Origin of the sequence: Pseudomonas kulmbachensis (assembly GCF_963681935.1) — a bacterium.
Taxonomy (GTDB): Bacteria; Pseudomonadota; Gammaproteobacteria; order Pseudomonadales; family Pseudomonadaceae; genus Aquipseudomonas; species Aquipseudomonas kulmbachensis.
The window spans coordinates 3853239-3876192 of sequence record NZ_OY817088.1 but is presented as its reverse complement, the minus strand read 5'-3'; the positions used below and the strand labels follow the sequence as shown (position 1 = coordinate 3876192).

General features: G+C 56.0%; 21 protein-coding genes and 1 pseudogene. 13 read left to right on the top strand and 9 right to left on the bottom strand.

Annotated elements, in window-relative coordinates:
• Positions 1–127 precede the first annotated feature (127 nt).
• The 3 genes from U5A05_RS17950 (at position 128) to sbcB (ending at position 2605) form a co-directional block, all read left to right on the top strand.
• Positions 128–508 carry a tetratricopeptide repeat protein gene (locus tag U5A05_RS17950; protein WP_261739240.1) on the top strand — a complete coding sequence of 127 codons (381 nt, stop codon included), beginning with the start codon at positions 128–130 and terminating at the stop codon, positions 506–508.
• Between the two features lie 238 nt (positions 509–746).
• A complete protein-coding gene (locus U5A05_RS17945) occupies positions 747–1106 on the top strand; it encodes a PilZ domain-containing protein (RefSeq protein WP_321834209.1) in 360 nt (119 codons plus the stop codon).
• 47 nt (positions 1107–1153) lie between these two features.
• On the top strand, positions 1154–2605 hold the full coding sequence (gene sbcB, locus U5A05_RS17940) for an exodeoxyribonuclease I (RefSeq protein ID WP_321834207.1): 1452 nt from the start codon (positions 1154–1156) through the stop codon (positions 2603–2605).
• 76 nt (positions 2606–2681) lie between these two features.
• Here the strand turns inward: sbcB and mvaT are convergent, their stop codons facing one another.
• A complete protein-coding gene (gene mvaT / locus U5A05_RS17935; RefSeq protein ID WP_016782206.1) occupies positions 2682–3059 on the bottom strand; it encodes a histone-like nucleoid-structuring protein MvaT in 378 nt (125 codons plus the stop codon).
• A 351-nt stretch (positions 3060–3410) separates the two neighbouring features.
• On the opposite strand from mvaT, the gene purU reads away from it, so the two are divergent.
• Positions 3411–4259: a formyltetrahydrofolate deformylase gene (gene purU / locus U5A05_RS17930; RefSeq protein ID WP_261739237.1), complete on the top strand. Its 849-nt coding sequence runs from the start codon at positions 3411–3413 to the stop codon at positions 4257–4259.
• A 132-nt stretch (positions 4260–4391) separates the two neighbouring features.
• Positions 4392–4652: a hypothetical protein gene (locus tag U5A05_RS24315; RefSeq protein WP_395247131.1), complete on the top strand. Its 261-nt coding sequence runs from the start codon at positions 4392–4394 to the stop codon at positions 4650–4652.
• On the opposite strand, the gene U5A05_RS24310 is transcribed toward U5A05_RS24315, so the two are convergent.
• Both U5A05_RS24310 and U5A05_RS24305 read right to left on the bottom strand, forming a co-directional pair.
• The gene (locus U5A05_RS24310; RefSeq protein ID WP_395247149.1) at positions 4575–5339 is read right to left on the bottom strand and encodes a methyl-accepting chemotaxis protein; all 765 of its coding nucleotides are present in this window, start codon (positions 5337–5339) and stop codon (positions 4575–4577) included. The two genes, U5A05_RS24315 and U5A05_RS24310, sit on opposite strands and share 78 nt — an antisense overlap.
• Before the next feature lie 93 nt (positions 5340–5432).
• Positions 5433–6464: pseudogene (locus U5A05_RS24305) on the bottom strand (HAMP domain-containing protein); the annotation flags it as partial.
• Positions 6465–6659: 195 nt separating this feature from the next.
• Between U5A05_RS24305 and U5A05_RS17920 the strand changes: the two are divergent.
• The gene (locus U5A05_RS17920; protein WP_321834202.1) at positions 6660–8138 is read left to right on the top strand and encodes a helicase HerA-like domain-containing protein; all 1479 of its coding nucleotides are present in this window, start codon (positions 6660–6662) and stop codon (positions 8136–8138) included.
• Between the two features lie 119 nt (positions 8139–8257).
• Here U5A05_RS17920 and U5A05_RS17915 read toward each other — a convergent pair whose 3' ends face one another.
• Positions 8258–8713 (bottom strand): DUF721 domain-containing protein, encoded by a 456-nt coding sequence (locus U5A05_RS17915; RefSeq protein WP_321834200.1) that lies wholly within the window; start codon positions 8711–8713, stop codon positions 8258–8260.
• Between the two features lie 308 nt (positions 8714–9021).
• Between U5A05_RS17915 and secA the strand changes: the two genes are divergently transcribed.
• From secA to U5A05_RS17895, 4 genes are all read left to right on the top strand, one after another.
• Positions 9022–11769, top strand: coding sequence for a preprotein translocase subunit SecA (gene secA, locus U5A05_RS17910; RefSeq protein WP_261739233.1), 2748 nt, complete (start codon positions 9022–9024; stop codon positions 11767–11769).
• A gap of 116 nt (positions 11770–11885) precedes the next feature.
• Positions 11886–13103, top strand: a complete 1218-nt coding sequence (gene argJ / locus U5A05_RS17905) for a bifunctional glutamate N-acetyltransferase/amino-acid acetyltransferase ArgJ (protein ID WP_261739232.1) — start codon at positions 11886–11888, stop codon at positions 13101–13103.
• Positions 13104–13200: 97 nt separating this feature from the next.
• Entirely contained in the window at positions 13201–13833 is a 633-nt protein-coding gene (locus U5A05_RS17900; protein WP_321834198.1) for a glutathione S-transferase family protein, read from the top strand.
• Entirely contained in the window at positions 13830–14774 is a 945-nt protein-coding gene (locus U5A05_RS17895) for a Nudix family hydrolase (RefSeq protein ID WP_261739230.1), read from the top strand. Before U5A05_RS17900 ends, U5A05_RS17895 begins: the two co-directional genes overlap by 4 nt.
• A gap of 206 nt (positions 14775–14980) precedes the next feature.
• On the opposite strand, the gene U5A05_RS17890 is transcribed toward U5A05_RS17895, so the two are convergent.
• The 3 genes from U5A05_RS17890 to U5A05_RS17880 are packed head-to-tail and all read right to left on the bottom strand — an operon-like array spanning position 14981 to position 18528.
• Positions 14981–15562, bottom strand: coding sequence for a cob(I)yrinic acid a,c-diamide adenosyltransferase (locus U5A05_RS17890; RefSeq protein WP_321834195.1), 582 nt, complete (start codon positions 15560–15562; stop codon positions 14981–14983).
• Position 15563: 1 nt separating this feature from the next.
• Positions 15564–17600 carry a sensor histidine kinase gene (locus U5A05_RS17885; RefSeq protein ID WP_261739228.1) on the bottom strand — a complete coding sequence of 679 codons (2037 nt, stop codon included), beginning with the start codon at positions 17598–17600 and terminating at the stop codon, positions 15564–15566.
• Positions 17601–17646: 46 nt separating this feature from the next.
• Positions 17647–18528 carry a putative 2-dehydropantoate 2-reductase gene (locus U5A05_RS17880; protein WP_425262886.1) on the bottom strand — a complete coding sequence of 294 codons (882 nt, stop codon included), beginning with the start codon at positions 18526–18528 and terminating at the stop codon, positions 17647–17649.
• A 200-nt stretch (positions 18529–18728) separates the two neighbouring features.
• Between U5A05_RS17880 and U5A05_RS17875 the strand changes: the two genes are divergently transcribed.
• Complete coding sequence (locus U5A05_RS17875) at positions 18729–19214, top strand: YajQ family cyclic di-GMP-binding protein (RefSeq protein WP_019823277.1); 486 nt, start codon at positions 18729–18731, stop codon at positions 19212–19214.
• 138 nt (positions 19215–19352) lie between these two features.
• Complete coding sequence (locus U5A05_RS17870) at positions 19353–20195, top strand: mechanosensitive ion channel family protein (RefSeq protein ID WP_261739226.1); 843 nt, start codon at positions 19353–19355, stop codon at positions 20193–20195.
• 265 nt (positions 20196–20460) lie between these two features.
• Here the strand turns inward: U5A05_RS17870 and U5A05_RS17865 are convergent, their stop codons facing one another.
• Positions 20461–21744, bottom strand: coding sequence for an OprD family porin (locus tag U5A05_RS17865; protein ID WP_261739225.1), 1284 nt, complete (start codon positions 21742–21744; stop codon positions 20461–20463).
• A gap of 372 nt (positions 21745–22116) precedes the next feature.
• The gene (locus tag U5A05_RS17860) at positions 22117–22479 is read right to left on the bottom strand and encodes a hypothetical protein (protein ID WP_261739224.1); all 363 of its coding nucleotides are present in this window, start codon (positions 22477–22479) and stop codon (positions 22117–22119) included.
• A 48-nt stretch (positions 22480–22527) separates the two neighbouring features.
• On the opposite strand from U5A05_RS17860, the gene U5A05_RS17855 reads away from it, so the two are divergent.
• On the top strand, positions 22528–22953 hold the full coding sequence (locus U5A05_RS17855; RefSeq protein ID WP_261739223.1) for an HIT family protein: 426 nt from the start codon (positions 22528–22530) through the stop codon (positions 22951–22953).
• Position 22954 lies beyond the last annotated feature (1 nt).

The window sequence follows — 22954 nt, the reverse complement described above, 5'->3', positions numbered from 1 at the left end:
ACTATGGTCTTTGGCTGTAGTCATTGTTCCTCTGCACTACTTTCTGCTTAAGTTGTGGTGCATTGGGTCGGTTGCCTTGAAGAATTCGGCTGTGGGGTCGATACACTGTTGTGAACAGGAGATACCCATGCGAATTTTGCTCGTTTTATTGTTGCTCAGCACTGTGGCTGGCTGCACCCGCTGGTCGATGAACCACCATTTGAACAGCGCTTACCGTGCCTATGACCGAGGCAACTGTGAAGCGGTGATGCTGGAACTGTCCGAGGTTGATCGCGACAGCCGCAGTCGCCCGTATATCTGGCCGCAAACCGCAATGCTGCGTGGGCTGTGCCTGGAGCGTACGAAGTTTTACCTGGATGCATCCCAGACCTACCAATACATCATCAACGAGTTCCCGAAGAGCGAGTATGCCTATAGGGCCAAGGCGCGGATCGAGACGCTGCGTATTCTAAAATTCATTCCGGGGCCGGGGACAACGGCTCAGGCGCTGCCTGCAACCATTCAATGATGCACAAAATTATGACTGGTCAATTGTGCTCGTTTCACTAATATTGAATTGCTTTGAATGGTTATTGTTCATTCGTCATTCAAAGAGATGTCAATGCTCGGTGGCTGGTCGTTGCTCCGAGCTTCAAGCGGGTGCGTGCAGGGCAGGCTGGGCGCGGGTTTTGGCTCAGGTGTGCGGGCAGGGCATTTTTAAGTGCTGGTGCGGCCATGCGTAATGGCCTTCTATAGTGATCTTGAATATGGTTATTGAGCGGCTCATCGAACGGCAGCAACTGACGTATTACTTGGAAGTGTTCAATCGGTTCACGGACAAACCCGTGGGTTTTCTGGGTAATGTGTCCGACGGCGGGCTGATGCTGATCAGTCAGTTACCGATGCTGGTGGACGCCGATTTCGAGTTGCGGCTCAAGCTTCCCGGTTCCGATGGCTGCCCGCAGTTGATTGACCTGACGGCGCGTTGCCTGTGGTGCCGTGAGGATGTGACACCCAATTGCTATGACTCCGGCTTTATCCTGTACCAGCCACCTGCCGAGTACACCGCACTGATCAGTGCCTTGCAGCGCTACTTCAGCTTTCAGCCCTTGCAGGCTTCTGCATAGGTGTTTGAGCGCCTAGACTGTCGGGGTCTACTGCTCAGGAACACCCCGTGACCTCTATTTTTTGGTACGACTACGAAACCACTGGCATCAATCCGCGCTGCGATCGAGCCGTGCAAGTCGCTGGTATTCGCACTGACCTTGAACTCAACGAGATTGATCAGCCGGTCAATCTCTACTGCCAGCCCAGCGACGATATTCTGCCGCACCCGATGGCCTGCCTGATCACGGGCATCACCCCTGGCCGACTCGAAGACAAAGGCTTGGGCGAGGCGGAGTTCATGACTCGCACTCATGCTCAGCTGGCGTTGCCGGGCACCTGCGGTGCGGGCTACAACTCACTGCGCTTTGATGACGAGGTCACGCGCTACAGCCTGTACCGAAATTTCTTCGACCCTTATGCGCGTGAATGGCAGGGCGGCAACAGTCGCTGGGATTTGATTGATGTAGTGCGCACGGCCTATGCCCTACGCCCTGAGGGGATCGTCTGGCCAGAGGATGACGGGCGTGTGACGCTCAAGCTGGAGCGTTTGACGGCGGCCAACGGAATTGATCACGGTCAGGCTCACGATGCGTTGTCCGATGTGCGGGCAACCATTGCGCTGGCGCGGCTGATTCGCGACAAACAACCCAAGTTGTATGACTGGTTATTCCAGTTGCGGACTAAACAGCGGGTGCTTGATCAAGTTCGTCTGTTGCAACCGATGGTGCATATTTCAGGCCGTTTTTCTGCAGCCAGACATTATGTCGGCGTGGTATTACCGCTGGCATGGCATCCAAAGAATCGTAATGCGTTGATCGTCTGCGATCTGCACTTTGATCCTCAGCCATTACTGGACATGGACGCAGAAACTTTGCGCCAGATGCTTTATACGCGCCGCGAAGATTTGCCGGAAGGTCAGTTGCCGGTTCCGCTCAAGCTGATACACGTTAATCGTTGTCCGGTGGTGGCACCCTTGAATGTAGTGCGGGCACAGGATCAACAGCGTTTGCAGTTGGACATGCCACTCTACCAAGCGCGCGCCCTCAGCCTTACCGATACCCAGGAAGTTTGGCGAGATAAGTTGTCGGCCATTTATGCCCGCGAAGACTTTGTTCCCAGTGACGATCCCGAGCAGCAATTGTATGACGGTTTTATCGGTGATCGAGACCGTCGGTTGTGTGAACAAGTCCGGGCCAGTGATCCGGAGCAACTGGCCAAAGATACATGGCCTTTTGATGATGAGCGTTTACCCGAGTTGTTATTTCGCTACCGGGCGCGAAACTTCCCTCATACCTTGAGTGCACAAGAGCTGGAACGCTGGCATGTGTTCTGCCAACAACGGTTGGTGGACCCTGTCATGGGTGCCCCCATGACGCTGGCTAACTTCACCCAGGCCACGGATGAGCTGTCGCGTAACGCTACGCCAGACCAGTTAAAGCTGCTGGGTGAGTGGCAGCGCTATGCGCAGGCGTTGAGCCGTCGTGTCGGGCTGAGCCTGTCAGGTGATAGCGAGGATTAAAAGGCGGGCAATAAAAAACGCCAGCAAGCTGGCGTTTTTATTAGCAGTGCAAAAAGATTTGCGTGCCGGGTATCACTTAGTCAAGCAAAGTTGCCCAACCTTCAACCACGTCGCTGCCCCACTTGGCTTTCCACTCTTTCAGAGTTTTGTGGTTGCCACCTTTGGTTTCAATCACTTCACCGTTGTGCGGGTTTTTGTATTGTTTAACCTTGCGGGCACGTTTGGTGCCGGTGGTTTTAACAACACCGCGTGGTGCTTTGCTTACTTTGGATTCTGGATCCAGAAGGGCGATGATATCGCGTAGCGATTTCTGGTACTCGCCCATCAGAGTGCGCAATTTACCTTCAAATTCCAGCTCGGTTTGAAGTTTGTCGTCTTCGGACAGATTCTTCAGGCGGGCTTGCAGTTCTTTGATAGCTTCTTCTGTTGCGCGATATTCGTTGATCAAGGACATGAGGATAGCCTTAGCTTGAAAAGGGTTTACAGGGATACAGTGACGCAATAGTAGTCAGACAGTTACTGCAAGTAAACATGCAAGGGCTGATTAATTTAAATTTTTATTCATTAACTTCAATGCTGCCAAGTATGCGCACAGTTAATAGCCGGGGTGCAATGGGCTTAATAACGTAGATTAATAAGTCTTGGCAGTTGTCGATAAAAGGCAGTGCAGGCCACGTCGATGCTGGCGTGCGGTCAAAGGCTACGCGACCCCGTGGCGCCTGCAGCAGGCGGTAACGAATACTGCAGTTTTGCTGCGCACTCGCTAGAATGGCGGCCTTAGTAAAGTTTTTGGAGTTTTCCCCTCATGCGCACTTTTCGGTTGGTTATTGCGTGCCCCGACGGCGTCGGCATTGTCGCCAAGGTCAGCAATTTCCTTGCCTCCTACAATGGCTGGATCACTGAAGCGAGCCACCACTCGGACGACCAAAGCGGTTGGTTCTTTATGCGTCACGAGATTCGTGCCGACTCTCTGCCGTTTGGGCTGGAGGCCTTTCGTGAGGCATTTGCCCCGATCGCCGAAGAGTTTTCGATGGAGTGGCGCATCACCGATACGGCGCAGAAAAAGCGCGTGGTGTTGATGGCGAGCCGCGAGTCCCACTGCCTGGCAGATTTACTGCACCGCTGGCACAGCGATGAACTGGACTGCGAAATTTCCTGCGTGATTTCCAATCACGATGACCTGCGCAGCATGGTCGAGTGGCACGGCATTCCGTTTTATCACGTACCGGTTGACCCGAAGAACAAAGAGCCGGCTTTTGCCGAAGTCTCGCGCCTGGTCAAACATCATGCTGCTGAAGTTGTGGTACTGGCGCGTTACATGCAAATCCTGCCACCTGATCTGTGCCGTGAATATGCGGGCCAGGTCATTAACATTCATCACAGTTTCTTGCCGTCGTTCGTTGGTGCCAAGCCTTATCACCAAGCCTCGATGCGTGGCGTGAAGCTGATTGGTGCAACTTGCCATTATGTGACTGAAGAGTTGGACGCAGGTCCGATCATTGAGCAAGACGTAGTGCGTGTCAGCCACAGTGACAGCATTGAAGACATGGTGCGTTTCGGTCGTGATGTCGAGAAGATGGTGCTGGCCCGTGGCCTGCGTTACCACCTTGAAGACCGTGTGCTGGTACGCGGCAACAAGACGGTCGTGTTCTAAATATTCACTGCACAACACGTGTGGGAGCGGGCTTGCTCGCGATGGTATCGCCTCGGTGTTTCATATGAGCCGGGTTGCCTGTATCGCAGGCAGCCAGCTCCCACAGGTTTGCAGCAGTGCAGGGGAGGTGACATGAGTGACCCGCTCGACAAGGCCACCTCCAGTGCGCCTGCGACCTTGGGTGAAGGCTGTTTGAGTCGCTACGACCCGGATGCCCTCAGCCCCGAGGACGGCACCGAATTTCCTGATGCCGCCAGGCTTTGGGAGGCGTTGCAGAAAGCTTCAAGCGGCGAGCTTGAAGCTGTTCCCTGCCAATCAGATACGGAAACTGCCCACCAGTTGCTTCAAGCGCGCAGCTTGCTGTTCCAGGTCGGAACAGGCTCGAAGCGTTGACTGAAGGTTTTCGACCCCTTCCTGGTTGAGCGTATTGATTTCAGTAATGTCCATGTTGATCGACTCGACCACCGACGTTTGCTCTTCGGTTGCCGTGGCGACGGACTGGTTCATGCCATCAATTTCACCAATGCGTTCGGTCACGCTGATCAGGCGCTCGCCTGCGCGGTTGGCAATTTCCACACTGTCTTGGCTATGACGCTGGCTTTCTTCCATGGTGTTCACTGAGTCGCGGGCACTGATCTGCAACTCTTCGATCATTTTTTGCACCTGCTGCGCCGATTCCTGGGTGCGGTGTGCCAGGTTGCGAACTTCGTCAGCCACTACGGCAAAGCCGCGCCCGGCTTCACCAGCGCGAGCTGCTTCAATGGCAGCGTTAAGTGCCAGCAAGTTGGTCTGCTGAGAGATGCTGGTGATCACTTCCAGGATCTGTCCGATGTTCACCGTCTTGTCGTTCAACGACTCGATATGACCGCTGGACGTGCCGAGCATTTGCGACAGTTTCTGCATCGAACTGATGCTGCGCTCGACCACTTGCTGACCTTCTTCGGCCAGGCCGCGAGCATCGCTGGCCTGGTGTGAGGCCTGGGCCGCGTTGCGGGCGATCTCTTGTGCGGCGGCGCCCAGCTCATTGATGGCTGCCGCGACGCTGTTGGTGCGACTCGCTTGCTCGTCAGAGTTGAGCATCGATGAGTTGGATGCGCTGACGACACGCAAGGCAACTTCGTTGACCTGTTCGGTGGCCGAGGCCACTTCGCTGATCGAGGAGTGAATGCGTTCGACAAAGCGGTTGAAGGCACTGCCCAGGGTGCCGAACTCATCCTGGGATTCCACTGCCAGACGGCGTGTCAGGTCGCCTTCACCTTCGGCAATGTTCTGCATGGCGCGGGTCATTACGTGCAGCGGTTGCATCAGCAGGCGGATCAACAGGCCGAGAAGGGCGATGATCGAGACCACGGCAATCACTGTGGCAATAATTGCGGAGGTGCGAAATTCGCTGAGCGCTGCGAAGGCTTGTTCCTTGTCGATCGACAAACCGACGTACCAGTTGACCGTGCCCAGCCCTTTGACGGGAGTGAAGGTCACGATCCGGGTTTTGCCGTCGGCCTGGATCTCGCTGAACCCGGCGTTGATCGCAGGCGTGTCCTGCGGGTAGATATCCTTCAGCTGTTTCTTCACCAGGGTTTTGTCCGGGTGCACCAGGATTTCGCCGTCGGCACTGATCAAAAAGGCGTAGCCCATGCCGTTGAAGTTCAGGGCGTTGATGCTGTCGGTGATGGCTTGCAGGGTCAGGTCGGCACCGACCACGCCCAGGGTTTGCCCGGCCTTTCTCACCGGAGCACCGATGGAAATAACCATCTGCCCGGTGGCTGCGTCTATATAAGGTTCGGTCAGGCTTGAGGTGCTGGTGTTCAACGCATCCTTGTACCAAGGCCGGGTGCGCGGGTCGTAGCCGTCAGGCATTTTGCTGTCGGGGCGAATGGTAAAGCCGCCCTGGCTGTCGCCAAAGTAAACCGCCATAAAGGTGCGGCTAAGGGTTTTTTGCTCCAGCAGGTTCGTCACCTGGGTTGGTTCTGGAGTATTGGCGATTGATTCGGCAAGGTTTTCAGCCAGCAGAATCCGGCCGCCCAACCATGTCTGAATGTTATTGGCTGTGACACTGCCCATTTCGTTAAGGTAGTTGTCCAGGTTGTTGCGGATGGCGTTGCGCTGCAAGAAGTCGTTGTACAGCGTAAATAGCGAGAAGGCGGCTATTACGATCAGGGACGCGGCAAGCAGGATTTTATGGCTGAAACGTAGGTTTTTATTCATGGCTTGAAGGGTCCGCTAAGGTCTAAAAGTGTGAGACATACACTCTGGTAAAACGCGTGATCCGCAAATCACTGCCTGAACAGGGCAGATGGTCCATTTATCAAGGCGCTTTACGACGCTAAATCCGGTTTTTTCTGGTCTAGCATTAACGGTGTATCGACCCGCGATCGCGAAAGATTAATCAAAGGTGGCAAAATGCCTGACTCTTCTGCTCTAGTACTTGGTGCTGACCTCTCGGGTCAGTCCATCGCTCAATCCTTGCGCTTGGCAAACCGCCACGGTCTGGTGGCAGGCGCCACGGGGACGGGCAAAACCGTCACTCTTCAACGCTTGGCCGAGCAGTTCAGTGATGCGGGAGTTGCGGTCTTCGCCGCCGACATCAAGGGCGATCTGTGCGGTTTGGGGGCAGCGGCCAACCCTCAGGGCAAGATCGCAGAGCGGATTGCGGGTATGCCTTGGCTCAATTACCAGGCCAAAGCGTATCCGGTGACCTTGTGGGATATACAGGGCAAGACCGGCCATCCATTGCGAACCACCCTGAGTGAAATGGGTCCCTTGCTGTTAGGCAGTTTGCTGGAGCTGACCGACAGCCAGCAGTCGGCGCTCTATGCCGCCTTCAAGGTGGCAGACCGTGAAGGTTTGCTGTTGCTCGATCTCAAAGACCTCAAGGCACTCCTCAATCACCTGCGCGATAACCCCCAAGTGCTGGGGGATGACGCGGCCCTGATGACCACCGGTTCCAGTCAGGCGCTGTTGCGTCGCCTGGCGACGCTTGAACAGCAGGGGGCTGAAGACTTGTTTGGTGAGCCGGCACTGCAACTGGAAGATATTTTGCAACCGGCCAGCGATGGTCGTGGGCGGATTCATCTGCTTGATGCGAGTCGCCTGGTGCATGAAGCACCGAAGGTCTACGCGACCTTTCTTTTGTGGTTGCTGGCCGAGCTTTTCGAGCAACTGCCGGAGCGTGGCGATTCGGATAAACCGTTGCTGGCGCTGTTTTTCGACGAAGCACACTTGTTGTTTGCGGGAACGCCCAAGGCGTTGCAAGACCGTCTGGAGCAAGTGGTAAGGCTGATTCGCTCCAAGGGGGTCGGGGTATATTTCGTCACTCAATCTCCGGCGGATCTGCCAGACACTGTGCTTGCGCAACTGGGTTTGCGTATCCAGCACGGGCTACGGGCTTTTACGGCCAAAGAGCAGAAGTCCCTCAGGGCGGTAGCTGACGGGTTTCGCCCTAATCCGGCGTTCAGCGCGCTGGAGGTACTGACTGAGTTGGGTACGGGCGAAGCGTTGGTGGGCATGCTTGAGGACAAGGGCACTCCGGCCATGGTTCAGCGCGTGTTGATCGCGCCACCGCAATCACGCATTGGCCCGCTGACCGAAGCTGAGCGTGCGGCGTTGATCGCTGGTTCGCCGTTGCAGGGGCGCTATGACAAGCCCATTGATCGGGAGTCTGCGTACGAAGTGTTGATGGCCCGTAAGGGAGTGGCGCCGCAAGCGCAAACACAGGCTGCGCCGCATGAGCCGGGGTTGCTGGATCAGGCCGGTGACTTTTTGGGTAGCGCTGCGGGCAAGGCGTTGCAGTCCATGGCGCGCCAGGCAGCGGGGCAGGTGGGCCGTCAGCTGGTGCGTGGACTGCTGGGTTCGCTGTTGGGCGGTAGCAAACGCAAGTAGGGAAAATGGATATGTAGCCGCTGCCGCAGGCTGTGATTGGCTGCGCAGCAGTCCTGCTTTTTGGAGGTCCTGCGGAACTTGTCGCAGCCTCCGGCAGCAGCTACAGGTGTTCGGGGTTGTCAGGGTTTTGGTTTGGCGTGACTCGCCAGGCGCTCAAGGGCGGCGCGCAAGGCCGGGTCGGTAATGCCGTCGGCCGTTGCCTGAATGGTCTGGGCTGCATCGACGGATAAATCCAGAGTATGCCCCGCGACCTTGGCCTGCACCGTAGGCGGCTGCACCTTGAATAAAATCCGGGTCAGGCTGGCAAACTCGTCAAATACCTGTAATTGGCGCAACAGGCGTTTTTGCTGATAACGCAGGCGAGTGGCCCAGTGACCGTCAGTCACGATCAGCAACAAGCTGCCTTCACGCCATGAAGCGACGTGGCAATGCTCGCGTGCAGCTGGCTGGAGCTGGCTTTCAAGCAGACGTTGCAGGTGTGCCAGACGCTTTGCATGGCCAAAAATGGCTTTTAGGGGCTTGGCCTCGCGGAGCAGAACGGAGGGTGCCCGTGCTGGGTGTGGGCGAAATGCCATGTTCAGACACCTGAGAAAACAGAGCCGCAATCTTAGCAGAAACCTCCTGTTTCACTCGCCCGGATCCGGGCTCGTCAAAATTTATTTATGAAATCAATGAGTAACTTCAGGTGCTTATGGGTTGAAGTTCAGCAAAAAGCCCTTATTTTAGGGAGGCCCCATTACAACGCAGTACCGGTATCGTGGAATAACGCCACTTTCCTCACCGCCGTTTCCGGGTAGAATGCTCGTTCGCATGCGGCCATCAGGGCTGCTCGGGCGACTCTCGGGGCCGCCCTCCATCCCTATGTGTGGAAGATCCTGCCGATATGTTTGCGCCTTTGTTAAAGAAACTTTTTGGAAGCAAGAACGAGCGCGAAGTTAAACGCATGCTCAAGACAGTTCAGGTCGTCAATTCCTTCGAAGAGCAAATGGTTGCTCTGACGGATGAGCAATTGCGCGCCAAGACCCAAGAGTTCAAGGCCCGCATAGCCAAAGGTGAGACCCTCGACCAACTGTTGCCAGAAGCCTTTGCGGTCTGCCGCGAAGCGGGTAAACGTGTCATGGGCATGCGCCACTTTGATGTTCAGCTGATCGGCGGCATGACCTTGCATGAAGGCAAGATCGCTGAAATGCGCACCGGTGAAGGCAAGACCCTGGTAGCGACCCTTGGGGTTTACCTCAATGCGCTGTCTGGTAAAGGCGTGCACGTAATTACCGTGAACGACTATCTGGCTCGCCGCGATGCCAACTGGATGCGTCCGCTGTACGAATTTCTGGGCCTGACGGTAGGTGTTGTAACACCGTTCCAGCCGCCTCAAGAAAAGCGTGAAGCCTACGCCGCCGACATCACTTACGGTACCAACAACGAGTTTGGTTTCGATTACCTGCGCGACAACATGGCTTTCAGCATGGAAGAAAAATTCCAGCGCGAGCTTAATTTCGCAGTGATCGACGAAGTCGACTCCATCCTCATCGACGAAGCCCGTACTCCGCTGATCATCTCCGGCCAGGCCGAAGACAGTTCCAAGCTGTACACCGAAATCAACAAGCTGATCCCGCGTCTTGAACTGCACGTCGAAGAAGTTGAAGGTGAAGTTACCAAAGCTGGTCATTTCACCATTGATGAAAAGACTCGCCAGGTTGAGCTGAACGAAGCCGGCCACCAGTTTGTTGAAGACATGCTGACCCAGATCGGTTTGCTCGCTGAAGGCGAGAGCCTGTATTCGGCGCACAACCTGGGGCTGTTGACCCACGTGTACGCTGCACTGCGCGCTCACAAGCTGTTCAATCGCAACGTCGAATACATCGTTGAAGACGGCCAGGTATTGCTGGTCGACGAACACACCGGGCGTACCATGCCGGGTCGTCGCTTGTCCGAAGGCCTGCACCAGGCTATCGAAGCGAAGGAAGGCCTGAATATTCAGGCAGAGAGCCAGACCCTGGCTACCACGACCTTCCAGAACTACTTCCGTCTGTACAACAAGCTCTCGGGCATGACCGGTACTGCAGACACCGAAGCGTTTGAATTCCACCAGATCTATGGTCTGTCGGTGATGGTTATCCCGCCGAACAAGCCACTGGCGCGTAAAGACTTCAACGACCTGGTGTTCCTCACCGCTGACGAGAAGTACACGGCGATTGTGGCTGACATCAAGGATTGCATGGCCAAGGGCCGTCCAGTACTGGTGGGTACAGCGACCATCGAAACCTCCGAGCACATGTCCAACCTGTTGCACAAGGAAGGCATCGAGCACAAGGTTCTGAACGCCAAGTTCCACGAAAAAGAAGCCGAAATCATTGCCCAGGCCGGTCGTCCAGGCGCGCTGACCATCGCTACCAACATGGCGGGTCGCGGTACTGACATCCTGTTGGGCGGTAACTGGGAAGTGGAAGTCGCCTCCCTCGAAGATCCAACCCCGGAGCAGATCGCACAGATCAAGGCCGATTGGCAAAAACGTCACCAGCAAGTGCTGGAGTCGGGTGGTCTGCATGTAATCGCTTCCGAGCGTCACGAATCGCGCCGTATCGACAACCAGTTGCGTGGTCGTGCCGGTCGTCAGGGTGACGCGGGTTCCAGCCGTTTCTATCTGTCGCTGGAAGACAGCCTGATGCGCATCTTCGCCTCTGATCGGGTGAAGAACTTCATGAAGGCCCTGGGCATGCAGTCTGGCGAAGCAATTGAGCACCGCATGGTGACCAACGCGATCGAAAAGGCTCAGCGCAAGGTTGAAGGTCGCAACTTCGACATCCGTAAGCAATTGCTGGAGTTCGATGACGTCAACAACGAACAGCGTAAAGTGATTTATCACATGCGTAACACGTTGCTGGCTGCCGACAACATCGGTGAAACCATTGCCGACTTCCGCAAGGACGTACTCGACAGCACCGTCAGCGCGCACATCCCGCCACAATCGTTGCCGGAACAGTGGGACGTCAAAGGTCTGGAAGCTGCAATCGAAACCGGTTTTGGGGTGAAGCTGCCGATCCAGCAATGGCTCGACGAAGATGACCACCTGTACGAAGAAACCCTGCGTGAGAAGCTGCTGACCGAATTGCTGGCGGCTTACAACGAGAAAGAAGAGCAGGCGAGCCCTGAAGCGCTGCGCACGTTCGAGAAGCAAATTGTTCTGCGTGTACTGGATGACCTGTGGAAAGACCACCTGTCGACCATGGACCACCTGCGTCACGGTATCCACTTGCGCGGTTATGCGCAGAAGAACCCGAAGCAGGAGTACAAGCGCGAGTCGTTCAACCTGTTCTCCGAGCTGCTTGATTCGATCAAGCGTGATTCGATCCGTGTGTTGTCCCATGTACAGGTACGTCGCGAAGACCCGGAAGCTGAAGAGGCGCGTCTGCGTCAGGAAGCTGAAGATCTGGCTTCGCGCTTGCAGTTCCAACATGCCGAAGCGCCAGGCCTTGATCAGCCGGACGCATTGGCCCAGGTGCTGGAAGGCGCTGATGTGGCTGATGTGGTGGTCGAGCCTGTTCGTAACGAGCAGAAGCTGGGCCGCAACGAGCTGTGCTACTGCGGCTCGGGCAAGAAATTCAAGCACTGTCACGGGCAAATCAACTAACGCCCGCTTCAACTGCTGATACACCTGCGCCGCGACCGGCATTAGCCGTCGCGGCGTTTTACCATTGAATTCCCGTCCCTTTGCGGCGGCGCACAGAACTTATTTAGGAGCGCGTCATGGCTGTTGGTCTTGGTCCTTTGCCTGTTTTGCACCCGGTGGCCGGTTTTGAACTGGGTATCGCTTCTGCCGGTATCAAGCGTCCAGGACGCAAGGATGTGGTGGTTATGCGCTGCGCCGAAGGCTCCAGCGTGGCCGGTGTTTTCACCCTGAACGCGTTTTGCGCAGCGCCGGTTATTTTGGCCAAGCAACGCGTACAAGGCCCGGTTCGCTATTTGCTGACCAACACCGGCAATGCCAATGCGGGCACCGGTGAGCCGGGGCTGCTTGCGGCAACCCGTACCTGCGCCGCACTGGCCGAGTTGGCCGGTGTAGATGCCAGCGCCGTTTTGCCGTACTCCACCGGTGTAATTGGCGAGCCGCTACCGGTCGAGAAGATCGAAGGTGCACTGCAAGCCGCTCTCGACGACCTGTCCGAGAACAACTGGGCTGAGGCCGCAACCGGCATCATGACCACCGACACCCTGCCCAAAGGTGCCAGCCGCCAGTTCGAGCACGAGGGTGTGACCATCACCGTGACCGGCATCAGCAAGGGCGCGGGAATGATCCGTCCGAACATGGCTACCATGTTGGGTTACATCGCCACCGACGCCAAAGTTGCCCGTGAAGTACTGCAGAACCTGCTGCTCGATGGCGCCAACAAGTCGTTCAACCGCATCACCATTGATGGCGATACGTCGACCAACGATTGCTGCATGTTGATTGCTACCGGCAAAGCGGCCTTGCCTGAAATCACTGAAGCCAGCGGTCCGCTGTTTGCGGCGCTGAAACAGGCAGTACTGGACGTTTGCATGGACGTGGCGCAGGCCATCGTGCGTGACGGTGAAGGCGCAACCAAGTTTGTTACCGTTGAAGTGAATGGCGGCGCTAACCATCAGGAGTGTCTGGACGTGGGTTACACCGTGGCTCACTCGCCACTGATCAAGACCGCGCTGTTTGCTTCTGACCCGAACTGGGGCCGCATCCTGGCCGCTGTGGGGCGTGCTGGCGTGCCGGATCTGGACGTGAGCAAGATTGATGTGTTCCTGGGTGAAGTATGCATCGCCAGCGGCGGCGCGCGTTCAGCCACTTACACCGAAGAGCAGGGCTCGGCGGTAATGGCTCGTGAGGAAATCACCATCCGTATCGAGTTGGGCCGTGGTGCATGCAGCGAGACTATCTGGACCACTGACTTGTCCCATGAATACGTGAAAATCAACGCCGAGTACCGTACCTAAGTCGTCTCGACATCGCGGACCTGTCAGCCGATTCTGCGCTGACAGGCCGGGGTGCCTCGCGGATCTTCAGCTCCTCCTTTTCTCAAGGTGCCTATCTATGAGCTTTCACCTGATCATTGGCGACAAGTTGCACTCTTCGTGGTCCCTGCGCGGCGCGCTGGCGCTGGATCTGGCGGGTGTTGCGTATACCGAGCAACTGATCAGGCTGGGCCAGCCTGATACCCGGGCACATATTTTGCAGTATTCGGCAACGGGAAAAGTACCGTTACTCCAGACCGAGCACGGGACTATCGCTGACTCGTTGGCAATTGCGGAGTACCTGAACGAGCGCTTCCCGGCGGCACAGTTGTGGCCAGCAGATGTTGCTGCTCGGGCTCAGGCTCGATCGGCGTGTGCGCAAATGCACAGCGGCTTTTTTGGTCTGCGGGGCAATTTGCCGTTTGATTTGAGCCGTGATCAGGCGTTGGTGCCGATGCCTGCTGAGGCCCAGAGCGATATCGAAAGAATCAGTGCGCTGTGGGCCGAGTGCCGCGCAGTGGCAACCGAGAGCGGTCCTTATCTGTTCGGACGATTGAGTGTGGCAGATGCGTTTTTCGCACCGGTAGCTGTTCGTCTTCGTACATATCACGTTGCTCTTTCGACCGAAGATGAAGCCTATATCGACGCCATTTACCAATGGCCCGCGTTTAAAGCCTGGCAACAGGCCGGATTAGAGGAAGTAAAAGGGTGAAACGAGTTCATGTGGCTGCGGCCGTCATTCGAGGCGCAGACGGCAAAATTCTGATCGCCCGTCGTGCTGATTCTCAGCATCAAGGCGGTTTTTGGGAGTTTCCCGGTGGCAAGGTTGAAGCCGGGGAGTCGGTCGAAGCTGCGTTGGGGCGCGAGCTGAAAGAAGAGTTGGGTATTGTGGTTGAGTCTGCCCGGCCTTTGATCAAGGTTCAGCATGACTACCCGGATAAGCACGTTCTGCTGGATGTGTGGGAAGTCTCGGCTTTTGCTGGTGATCCCCATGGTGCAGAAGGTCAGCCATTGGCTTGGGTCAGCCAGCGCGAACTGGCGGATTACCAGTTCCCGGAGGCTAATCAGCCGATTGTGGCGGCTGCCCGCTTGCCCGATCAATACCTGATCACCCCCGATGGCCTGGAAATGCCAGAGCTGTTGCGCGGTATCCAAAAGGCCATTGCGGGCGGTATCAAGCTGGTTTCGTTGCGTGCCCCCAATGGTTATGACCCCAAGTACCGTGATTTGGCGGTGGATGCCACCGGTCTGTGTGCAGGCAAGGCGCAACTGATGCTCAAGGGGCCGCTGGAGTGGTTGGGGGATTTCCCTTCGGCGGGTTGGCATCTGACCGCCGCGCAATTGCGCAAGTACGCTGCCAAAGGCCGCCCTCTGCCGAAAGAGCGCTGGTTGGCCGCGTCCTGCCATAACGCCGAAGAGTTGGCATTGGCCGAGCAGATGGGCGTGGACTTCGTGACCCTGTCGCCGGTTCTGCCGACGCAGACACACCCGGATACGCCGCCATTGGGTTGGGAACAGGCGCAGCAATTGATCGCCAATTTCAGTAAGCCGGTGTTTCTGTTGGGCGGGGTGGGCCCGGATGATCGTCAGCAAGCCTGGAGCATTGGCGCGCAAGGCGTTGCCGGGATTCGGGCGTTCTGGCCGCAGGTTTGATGTGATTTGTAGCCTGTTGCAGGTCTCGCGGGAGCGTAGCCGCTGATGTAGTCGCTGATGTAGCCGCTGACGAGTAGAACGAGGCTGCGTCCGGCTGCGCAGCAGTCGTAAAACTGTTTCAGATCTACCGCGTCTATCGGCTTTACGACGACTGCGTCGTCGGACGCAGCCTCGTTCTACTCGTCATCGGCTACAAATGAACGACATTAAGCCTTCGGCTTTGCCGCCGCCTGCCACAGGATTTCGGCAATTCCCTGGCGCTTGGCAATCAAGCGCGCCGCGACAAACAGCAGGTCAGACAAGCGATTGATGTAAGCCAGCCCCACACCTGCCAGCGGCTCCATGGCATTTAGCTGCTGGCAGCGGCGTTCAGCGCTTCGTGCCAGGCAGCGGCAAACGTGGGCTTGAGCAATCAGGCTCGAGCCGCCGGGCAGAATGAAATTCTCAAGCGGGCCAAGCTCTTCGTTCCAGCGATCAATTGCGCTTTCAAGTCGCTCGACTTCAGTGTTATCGAGCGCTTGATACACCGGCATTGCCAACTCGCCTCCCAGGTCAAATAGCCGATGCTGGCAGGGCTCAAGTACTTCAATCAGCTCGGTGAGGCCGGGATTCGCGGCGCTATGTTCAGTGAGTGCGGCCAGGAGCAAGCCGATCTGGCTGTTTAGCGTATCGACCTCACCGATGGCTTCTATCCGGGGGTGGTCCTTGGGTACGCGGCGGCCGTCGCCAAGCCCTGTTTCGCCCTTGTCGCCGGTGCGTGTGTAAATTTTCGATAAGCGAAAGCCCATATTACAGTTCCACCATGGTTGATTCGGGGGAGGCCATCAGGTTACCAGCCAAGGGTAGGCGCAGGGTGAAGCAGGTACCCTGGCCCAAGGTTGAATTCACTTCCATTTGGCCCTTGTGGTTATTGGTAATGATGAAGTACGACACGGATAAGCCTAGGCCAGTGCCCTGGCCAACTTCCTTGGTAGTGAAAAAGGGTTCGAAAATCCGTTTGCGCACAGGCTCGGGCATTCCGACTCCGTTGTCTTCGACCTGGATTTCGGCCCACGGCGGGTTCAGTTTGGTGCGCAGGGTGATGCGCCCTGGCTCGCTTTTGTCGGTGCGTTGATGAATTGCCTGGGCTGCGTTCTTCAACAGGTTGAGCAGCACTTGCTCCAACTCGTTGGGGATGCCGGGCACCGGGCCAAGCTGTGGATCGAACTGCCGGACGATCGCTTGCCCCATAAAGTCAAAACCGATGGCCAAATCGAAATCATTGCTGGCGATGTCCAGCGCCTGGTCAATAAGTGCCGATAAATCACAGGGGCTCATTTGGCGATTGCTGCGTCGGCTGAAGCTGAGCATGTGGGTGACGATTTTCGCCGCCCGTGCGCCAGCTTGCTGAATGCCGTCCAGCAGCTTGGGAACTTCACGGGCCTGCAGATATTCATTGACGATATTCAGGTCAATGCCGGTCTGTTCGGCCTGTTCGACGTTCTTTGGCAGATCGCTCGATAAGCGTCGGCGAATGTTCTGTACGTTATGCAGAATGGCGCCTAGTGGGTTGTTGATTTCGTGAGCCATGCCTGCAGCCAGTCCGCCAACAGACAGCATCTTTTCTGATTGCACCATCATGTCTTCCAGCGACAGGCGCTGGGTAATGTCATCGATGCGGATCACTACGCCGCGCCCACCGCCACCCATCAGCGGGTAGAAGGTCAGGGCGTAGTGGCGAGCGTCTTCGCCCTGGCCCCAGGTGACGCGTTCAATTTTTACGACGCTGTGCTGTTCAATGGTGTCTTTGAGTTGTGGCAGGAACGGCTTCAGAGGCTCAAAGGCCAGGTAAATGGGCTTGTTCATGGCTTCATCCAGCTGCGTGCCGGAGAGGGCGCTGGCTTCCTGATTCCATTGCGTGACATAGAGTTGCTCGTCCAGAGCGATCAGGGCTGAAGGCATGGAGTCGATGATGCAGTTGAGGTAGTTCTGAAAGCCGGTGAGTTTTTTCTCTATTTTGCTGCGCACCTGTACCTCAAGCTCAAGCTTGCGGTTGGTGTTGCGGGTTTCCTCGGCCAGCGCCTGAGCTTGATCGTAGGCCTCCCGGGCTTCATCCCTGGCGCGTTTGAGCTCCTGATCACGCACTTCAATTCGCGACAACATGGTGTTGAATGCTTTGGCCAGGCTACCGATTTCGTCGTCGTTTCCCGGCGCTGCGCGTAGTGAGTAATTCTCTTCGCGCGTGACCTGGCGGGACAGCTCTTCCAGGCGGTGAATGGGTTGGGTGATCAGGCGTTTGATCTGTCGTGCCACTACGAACCACAGCAAAATGCTGAACACCAGAATGCCCAGGCTGGCGGTCAGGGTGCCGGTGTAGAAGGCCATGGGCAGTTCGCTGCTGGCGATCAACAGCAAATGCCCGGGCGGCTGGTCGCCGTGGTGCAGGCGTGTGACCTGATGGCTGCGCAGTTCGGTCAGGCTCCAGGCTTCAATTTGGCGATAGTGTTCCGGGAGTGGAAGGTGCTCGCCATGCTGCAATTGCACCAGCAGATTGCCAGCGCTGTCGTAAATTGCTGCGGCACGCAGGGGGGCATAGCTGCCGATTTCATTGAGCAGGGCCTTGGCATTTTCTGGCGAATCCAGAGCCTGAACGATCAGGTCGGGGTTGGCGCTTAACTGCCCCAGTGTCTGCAAGGCTTGTGGTGCGGTGCTCTCGTGGGAGATCCAGTACGCCACGCTGATAAACGTCAAATTGGCCACCAGCAACACAGTTGCCAGTAACGCGAGGAGGGCGGCCAGCAACTTCTGGCCTACCGGGAGGTTTTCAAGGCGCTGGCGCAAGGGCATGGGATGGCCGCTAAAAGAAGAACAAGCTGGCAGGGTAGCGCGGGGCTCAGTCGCAGGGCAATCCGCGCCGCTGCAGGTGTTCGCTCAAGCGTTGGTGCAGCTGTTGTAAATGCGGTACGGCAAACTGTCGATCGCGCGCGGCTTCGCAGGCATAGCCCAGCAGGTAGCTGATTTCGGTGCGTCGACCCTTGGTGACATCCTGATGCATCGAGGAGTAGTTGTTGGCGGTGGCCTGGATCACGTGATTTACCTCAGCGGCCAAATCAATAGCTGCTTCAGCTTGGTCGCAGTGCTCAAGCAAGGCACCGAGTTCAGTACACAGGGTATTCACTTCAGCGCTGTGTGCTTGCAAGCCGCCATTGCGACAATCGTGCAGGACCGTCAGCGGGTTGATCGCGCAGTTAAGGGCCAGCTTGCGCCACAAGCGGCTCAGAATATTGGGGCTCCACTCGTAGCTGATGCCGCTGTGCTGAAGTTCTTCAAGCCATTGCGGAGCAGGGCCCTGGTTGGAATCGCCCAGCCAGGTATGACCGATGCCGGCAAAGACCACCCGCCAGTCACCGTCGCGAAAGGCGCCTTCGGTACTGGAGGCGAAGATACAGCGTGCGTGCGGTACCAGGGTGGCGATGGCTTGCTGGCTGCCGAGGCCGTTCTGCAGCAGGATCAGCTCGGCATTCGGGCTAAGCCGCGCGGCGACTTGTGCAATGGCCTGCGGTGCGTCATAGGCCTTGCACGTGACCAGTAAGCGCTGGATCGGCTCATCAGTCTCGGGGATTTGTGCGCTGATGGCCCATTTTACTGAGTGTTCGCCTTCAATTAGCGTCAGACCTTGCGCCGCTTCATAGGCTTGCAGGCGTGCGGGGTTGCGCACGATCAGCTTGACCGGCAGGCCCGCACGCGCCAGTCGAGTGGCCCACAGTGTGCCCATGCTTCCAGCACCGAGAATGTGCCAGGTGGCAGATGCCCTGACGGGTACGTTGGGTCGTGGTTGAGACAGGGCCGAATTTGGCATGTGAGCTCGCAAGTGAATGAAGTCGAAGAACCGCTATAATGCCCGCGCATTTTAACTGTCAGGTCAGGCGTGCTCCATCTGTGTTGAGCGCGCCCTTTATTATTGGAGAAAATTACATGCCGTCGTTCGACGTGGTATCCGAACTGGACAAGCACGAAGTCACCAACGCCGTCGAAAACGCCGTCAAGGAACTGGACCGCCGTTATGACCTCAAGGGCAAGGGCACTTTCGAGTTCAAGGAGAAGGACCTGACGGTTAACTTGACCGCTGAGGCTGACTTTCAGCTCGAAGCAATGATCGAGATCCTTAAGCTGGCCCTGGTCAAGCGCAAGATCGACGTTCAGTGCCTTGAGGTCAAGGATGCTTATGCTTCAGGCAAGTTGATGAAGCAGGAAGCAGTGCTCAAGGAAGGTATTGATAAAGAGCTGGCGAAGAAGATCGTTGCTCACGTCAAGGACGCCAAGCTCAAGGTTCAGGCTGCCATTCAGGGCGAGCAAGTGCGCATCACCGGCAAGAAGCGTGATGACCTGCAAGACGCGATTGCTGCGTTGCGTGCCAAAACCTTCGACATGCCTTTGCAGTTTAATAACTTCCGCGACTGATGGCGGGGCTGGAGGAACCTCTGGCGATCATTGACGTCCGACTTTCCTGAGCGCTGCAGAAACGATAGAGCAGCCGAGGCTGCTCTATCGTTTTGTTGAATAAATAACGTTGCCGGGTATGGGCGCGAGGAGATGTAAATGGATTTGAACGCTGAAGTTGATCAATTGGTCAAGGCCTCACAGGCCTGGATCCCGATGATCATGGAATACGGCAGCCGTGTGTTGCTGGCACTGGTTACGCTAGCGGTGGGCTGGTGGTTGATCAACCGCCTGACGACCAAGATCGGACAATTGCTGGCGTTGAGAAAGGCTGATTTGGCTCTGCAAGGTTTTATCAGCAGCCTGGCCAATATCATTCTCAAGATCTTGCTGGTTGTCAGTGTCGCATCAATGATCGGGATCCAGACCACGTCATTCGTTGCGGCGATTGGTGCGGCAGGTCTGGCCATTGGTCTGGCGTTGCAGGGCAGCTTGGCCAACTTTGCTGGCGGGGTACTGATTCTGTTGTTCCGTCCGTTCAAGATCGGTGACTGGATCGAAGCGCAAAGCGTAAGCGGAACCGTCGATAGCATTCAGATTTTTCACACCGTGCTGCGCACTGGCGACAATAAAACCGTCATCGTGCCAAATGGCAATCTGTCTAACGGCATCATCACCAACTACAACCGTCAGCCGACGCGCAAGGTAGTGTTTGATGTTGGTGTGGATTACGAAGCTGATCTGCAGAAGGTGCGTGAAGTATTGCTGAGGCTGGCTGATGATTCTCGGGTACTGAAAGAGCCGGCTCCAGTGGTTGTGGTCACGACCTTGGGCGAAAGCGCGATTACCATGTCGCTGCGTGTTTGGGTTAACACCCCGGATTACTGGGATGTTCTGTTTATGTTCAACGAGCATTCGCGTGATCGTTTGAAGGCAGAAGGTGTTGATATTCCGTTTCCGCACCGTGTAATTCGTGTGGTCCAGGAAGTGGCAGCGCAATAAGGTCGTGCCTGTACCCGTTAAAAAGGGTGGGCGTGAACAAACATTAAAGGGGCGAATGCCCCTTTAATTGTTTTTGTACCTTGAGGTGGACAGCTGCAGGTGCAAAGTTGGACCAGCGTCGTTAAGTGATAACTACTTGCGTTTAATGTTGTTAGTTAGCTTGCTATATATTGGCTTTTATATCCGCAAATAAAAAGCCACGCCCTTAGACAGGGGCGTGGCTTTCGCTAAACAAGTGCTTGTAATGACTGCCCGAAGGCCATGATTACAAGATGTTCAGTGGGTACTCAGCAATCAGGCGAAGATCGTTTACATCGTTGCCGTTGTTGCTGGTGGTGCGGTAGATAGCGCTACGCAGACGGAAAGACAGGTCTTTGGCCGGGCCTTCCTGCAGTACGTATTTGGTTTCGAAGTCGAACTCGTGTTCTTTGCCTTCGCCATCAGTCGTGGAGATGTTATCGCCTTTAACGTAGCGAGCCATGAAGCTCAGGCCAGGAACGCCGTAGCTGGCCATGTTCAGGTCGTAGCGACCCTGCCAGGAACGTTCGTCACGTTGGTTAAAGTCGGAGTACTGTACGGAGTTGGCAAGGAAAATGGTGCCGCCGCCGTCTACGCCGTAGTAATAAGCGCTGTCACCGGTGGAGCGCTGGTGAGCGATGGTGAACTTGTGAGCGCCGAGGCTATAGGCTGCTGCCAAGCTCCAGATTTTGTTGTCAACGTCGCCAGCTCGTTCCTGACCTTGGCTAGCAGTTCTGTAGCCGTTGAAGTCGAAGTTCAGGGCTTGAGTATCTGCGATAGGCAGGGTGTAGTTCAGGTTGATGTACTGCTTCTTGAAGTAGTCATCAACATCGGAAGCAGCTACGCCGCCGACAAAATTGTCAGTGAACTGATAGGTCGCGCCAGCAATGTTGGCAGCTGTCAGGCCTTTCTGGCCAGGACCGTTGATGCTGTCACGCGCCATACCGGTCTGCGAGCTCAATGCGGTGAAGCGACCTGCGGTCAGTTCCAGGCCTTTGATTTCCTTGCTGGTGAGCAAGGTGCCGGTGGCAACCTCTGGCAGCAGACGGCTATCGTCGGTGGAGAAAACCGGGCTGGCTACGAATTGGTTACCGTATTTCAGCACTGTGTCGGAGAGGCGGAATTTAACAGCGCCGCCGATTTTCGATTGGGTATCTTCCGGAGAGCCGTCGCTTTTGGTTGCGAACAGACCGTTGCCTTGACGACCGGCGCCGCCGTCCAGACGTGCTGTACCCATGGCGAAAGCATCAACGCCGACACCGATGGTGCCTTGAGTGAAGCCCGATTGGTAGTTCAGCAGTTCGCTCAGGCCCCAGTCTTCGCGATAGCCACTTTTAAAGCCGCCACCTGGCTTGGCAATGTTGCCAGCGCCGTTACGGAAGTCACGGTTCATGTACAGCATGCGAGTTTTGGAAGTCAGCGAGCTGTCTTCAACGAAACCTTTAGCATCGTCCTGGGACGAGGCCATTGCGAACTGGGTAGTACCGGCTGAAACAGCCAGGGCGATTATGCTCCACTTCATCACGCGCATCGTGATTTGCTCCTTTGGTTTTTAGGAAGAGTACTGCCGTCCCACCTGAATTTATTATCTGGGCGGCTCTTTCTTTTTGTGTCGGCGCAAACTTATATCACGCCGGCAATGTTGGCGATACTTGCTCTCAAAAGCTTTCAGCATCGTTACAGCTATGTCGCAAATTGCACTCTGCATGTCGCAAGCGCGTAGCGTTGAGCCGTTTTTCAGCATGTTTGTACTGCTGTTTTCAGCGTTGGCACATGTGTAAATACATGAGGCCTACAATAAAAACTCCTAATTCCCACGGTGCAACTTTTGTTATTTATCGTCAGGCTACTGCGCTCCGGCTGAAGCCTGGTGACTATGCCAAGCTCTATGCAACAAGCATGCTCAAATTGGCCTGAGGGGTAAAAAATAAATATTTTTCTCTCGAATCAGGCTGTGAGGCCTGATGCTGCTTGGGTCAAACGGCGATAAGACAGTCATTGAGGTATTGTTTTTCGTTGCAAGGAGAGCTCCTTGCTCAACCGCTAAGCTCAAAGCGTTACCGGTTACCACCTGTTGGGGTGGTAGGTGACGTTTTAGCGCACTAAAAGCATTCGCATTGTGCAGTTTTGGTGCACAAATGTTTGAGCGCTGTTGAATGAGCGTGCATTGCGGCATTTCAGGGGCGTGCAGGTGCTTGTTGGCGTGATGCGCGGAGTAATCAAGGGTATCCTTAACCTTTGTCGCTTGGTTGTCGGTGAGTCTCATCGCACGGCCAATCCAGCTGAAATAAACGGTTAAACAGGAGAGCTCCCAGTGTTCGCTTTGGATACACGCCTTCAAGAGGATACTTGGCTGATAGGGGATTTCCCCTTGTGCCGCTTGCTGCTTTCCAATGATTCGAATTACCCCTGGTTCATTTTGGTGCCGCGTCGCGAGGGTATAACCGAATTGTTTCAATTGGGTGACGATGACCAGCGAGTGATGTGGGCTGAGACCACCGCTTTGGCGCGAGTGCTTAAAGAGGTGTTCGGGGCGGACAAAATGAATGTCGCGACGCTGGGGAATGTTGTCAGCCAGTTGCACATGCATGTGATTGTTCGTTATCAGGCTGATGTGGCCTGGCCTGGGCCGGTGTGGGGCAAGCATCCTGCCAAGCCTTATACGCAGGCTGATGTGGGCGCGGTCCGAGATCGGCTGGCGTCGGCTTTTGACGTTGGGTTCACTTTTTCGGAGGGTTGAT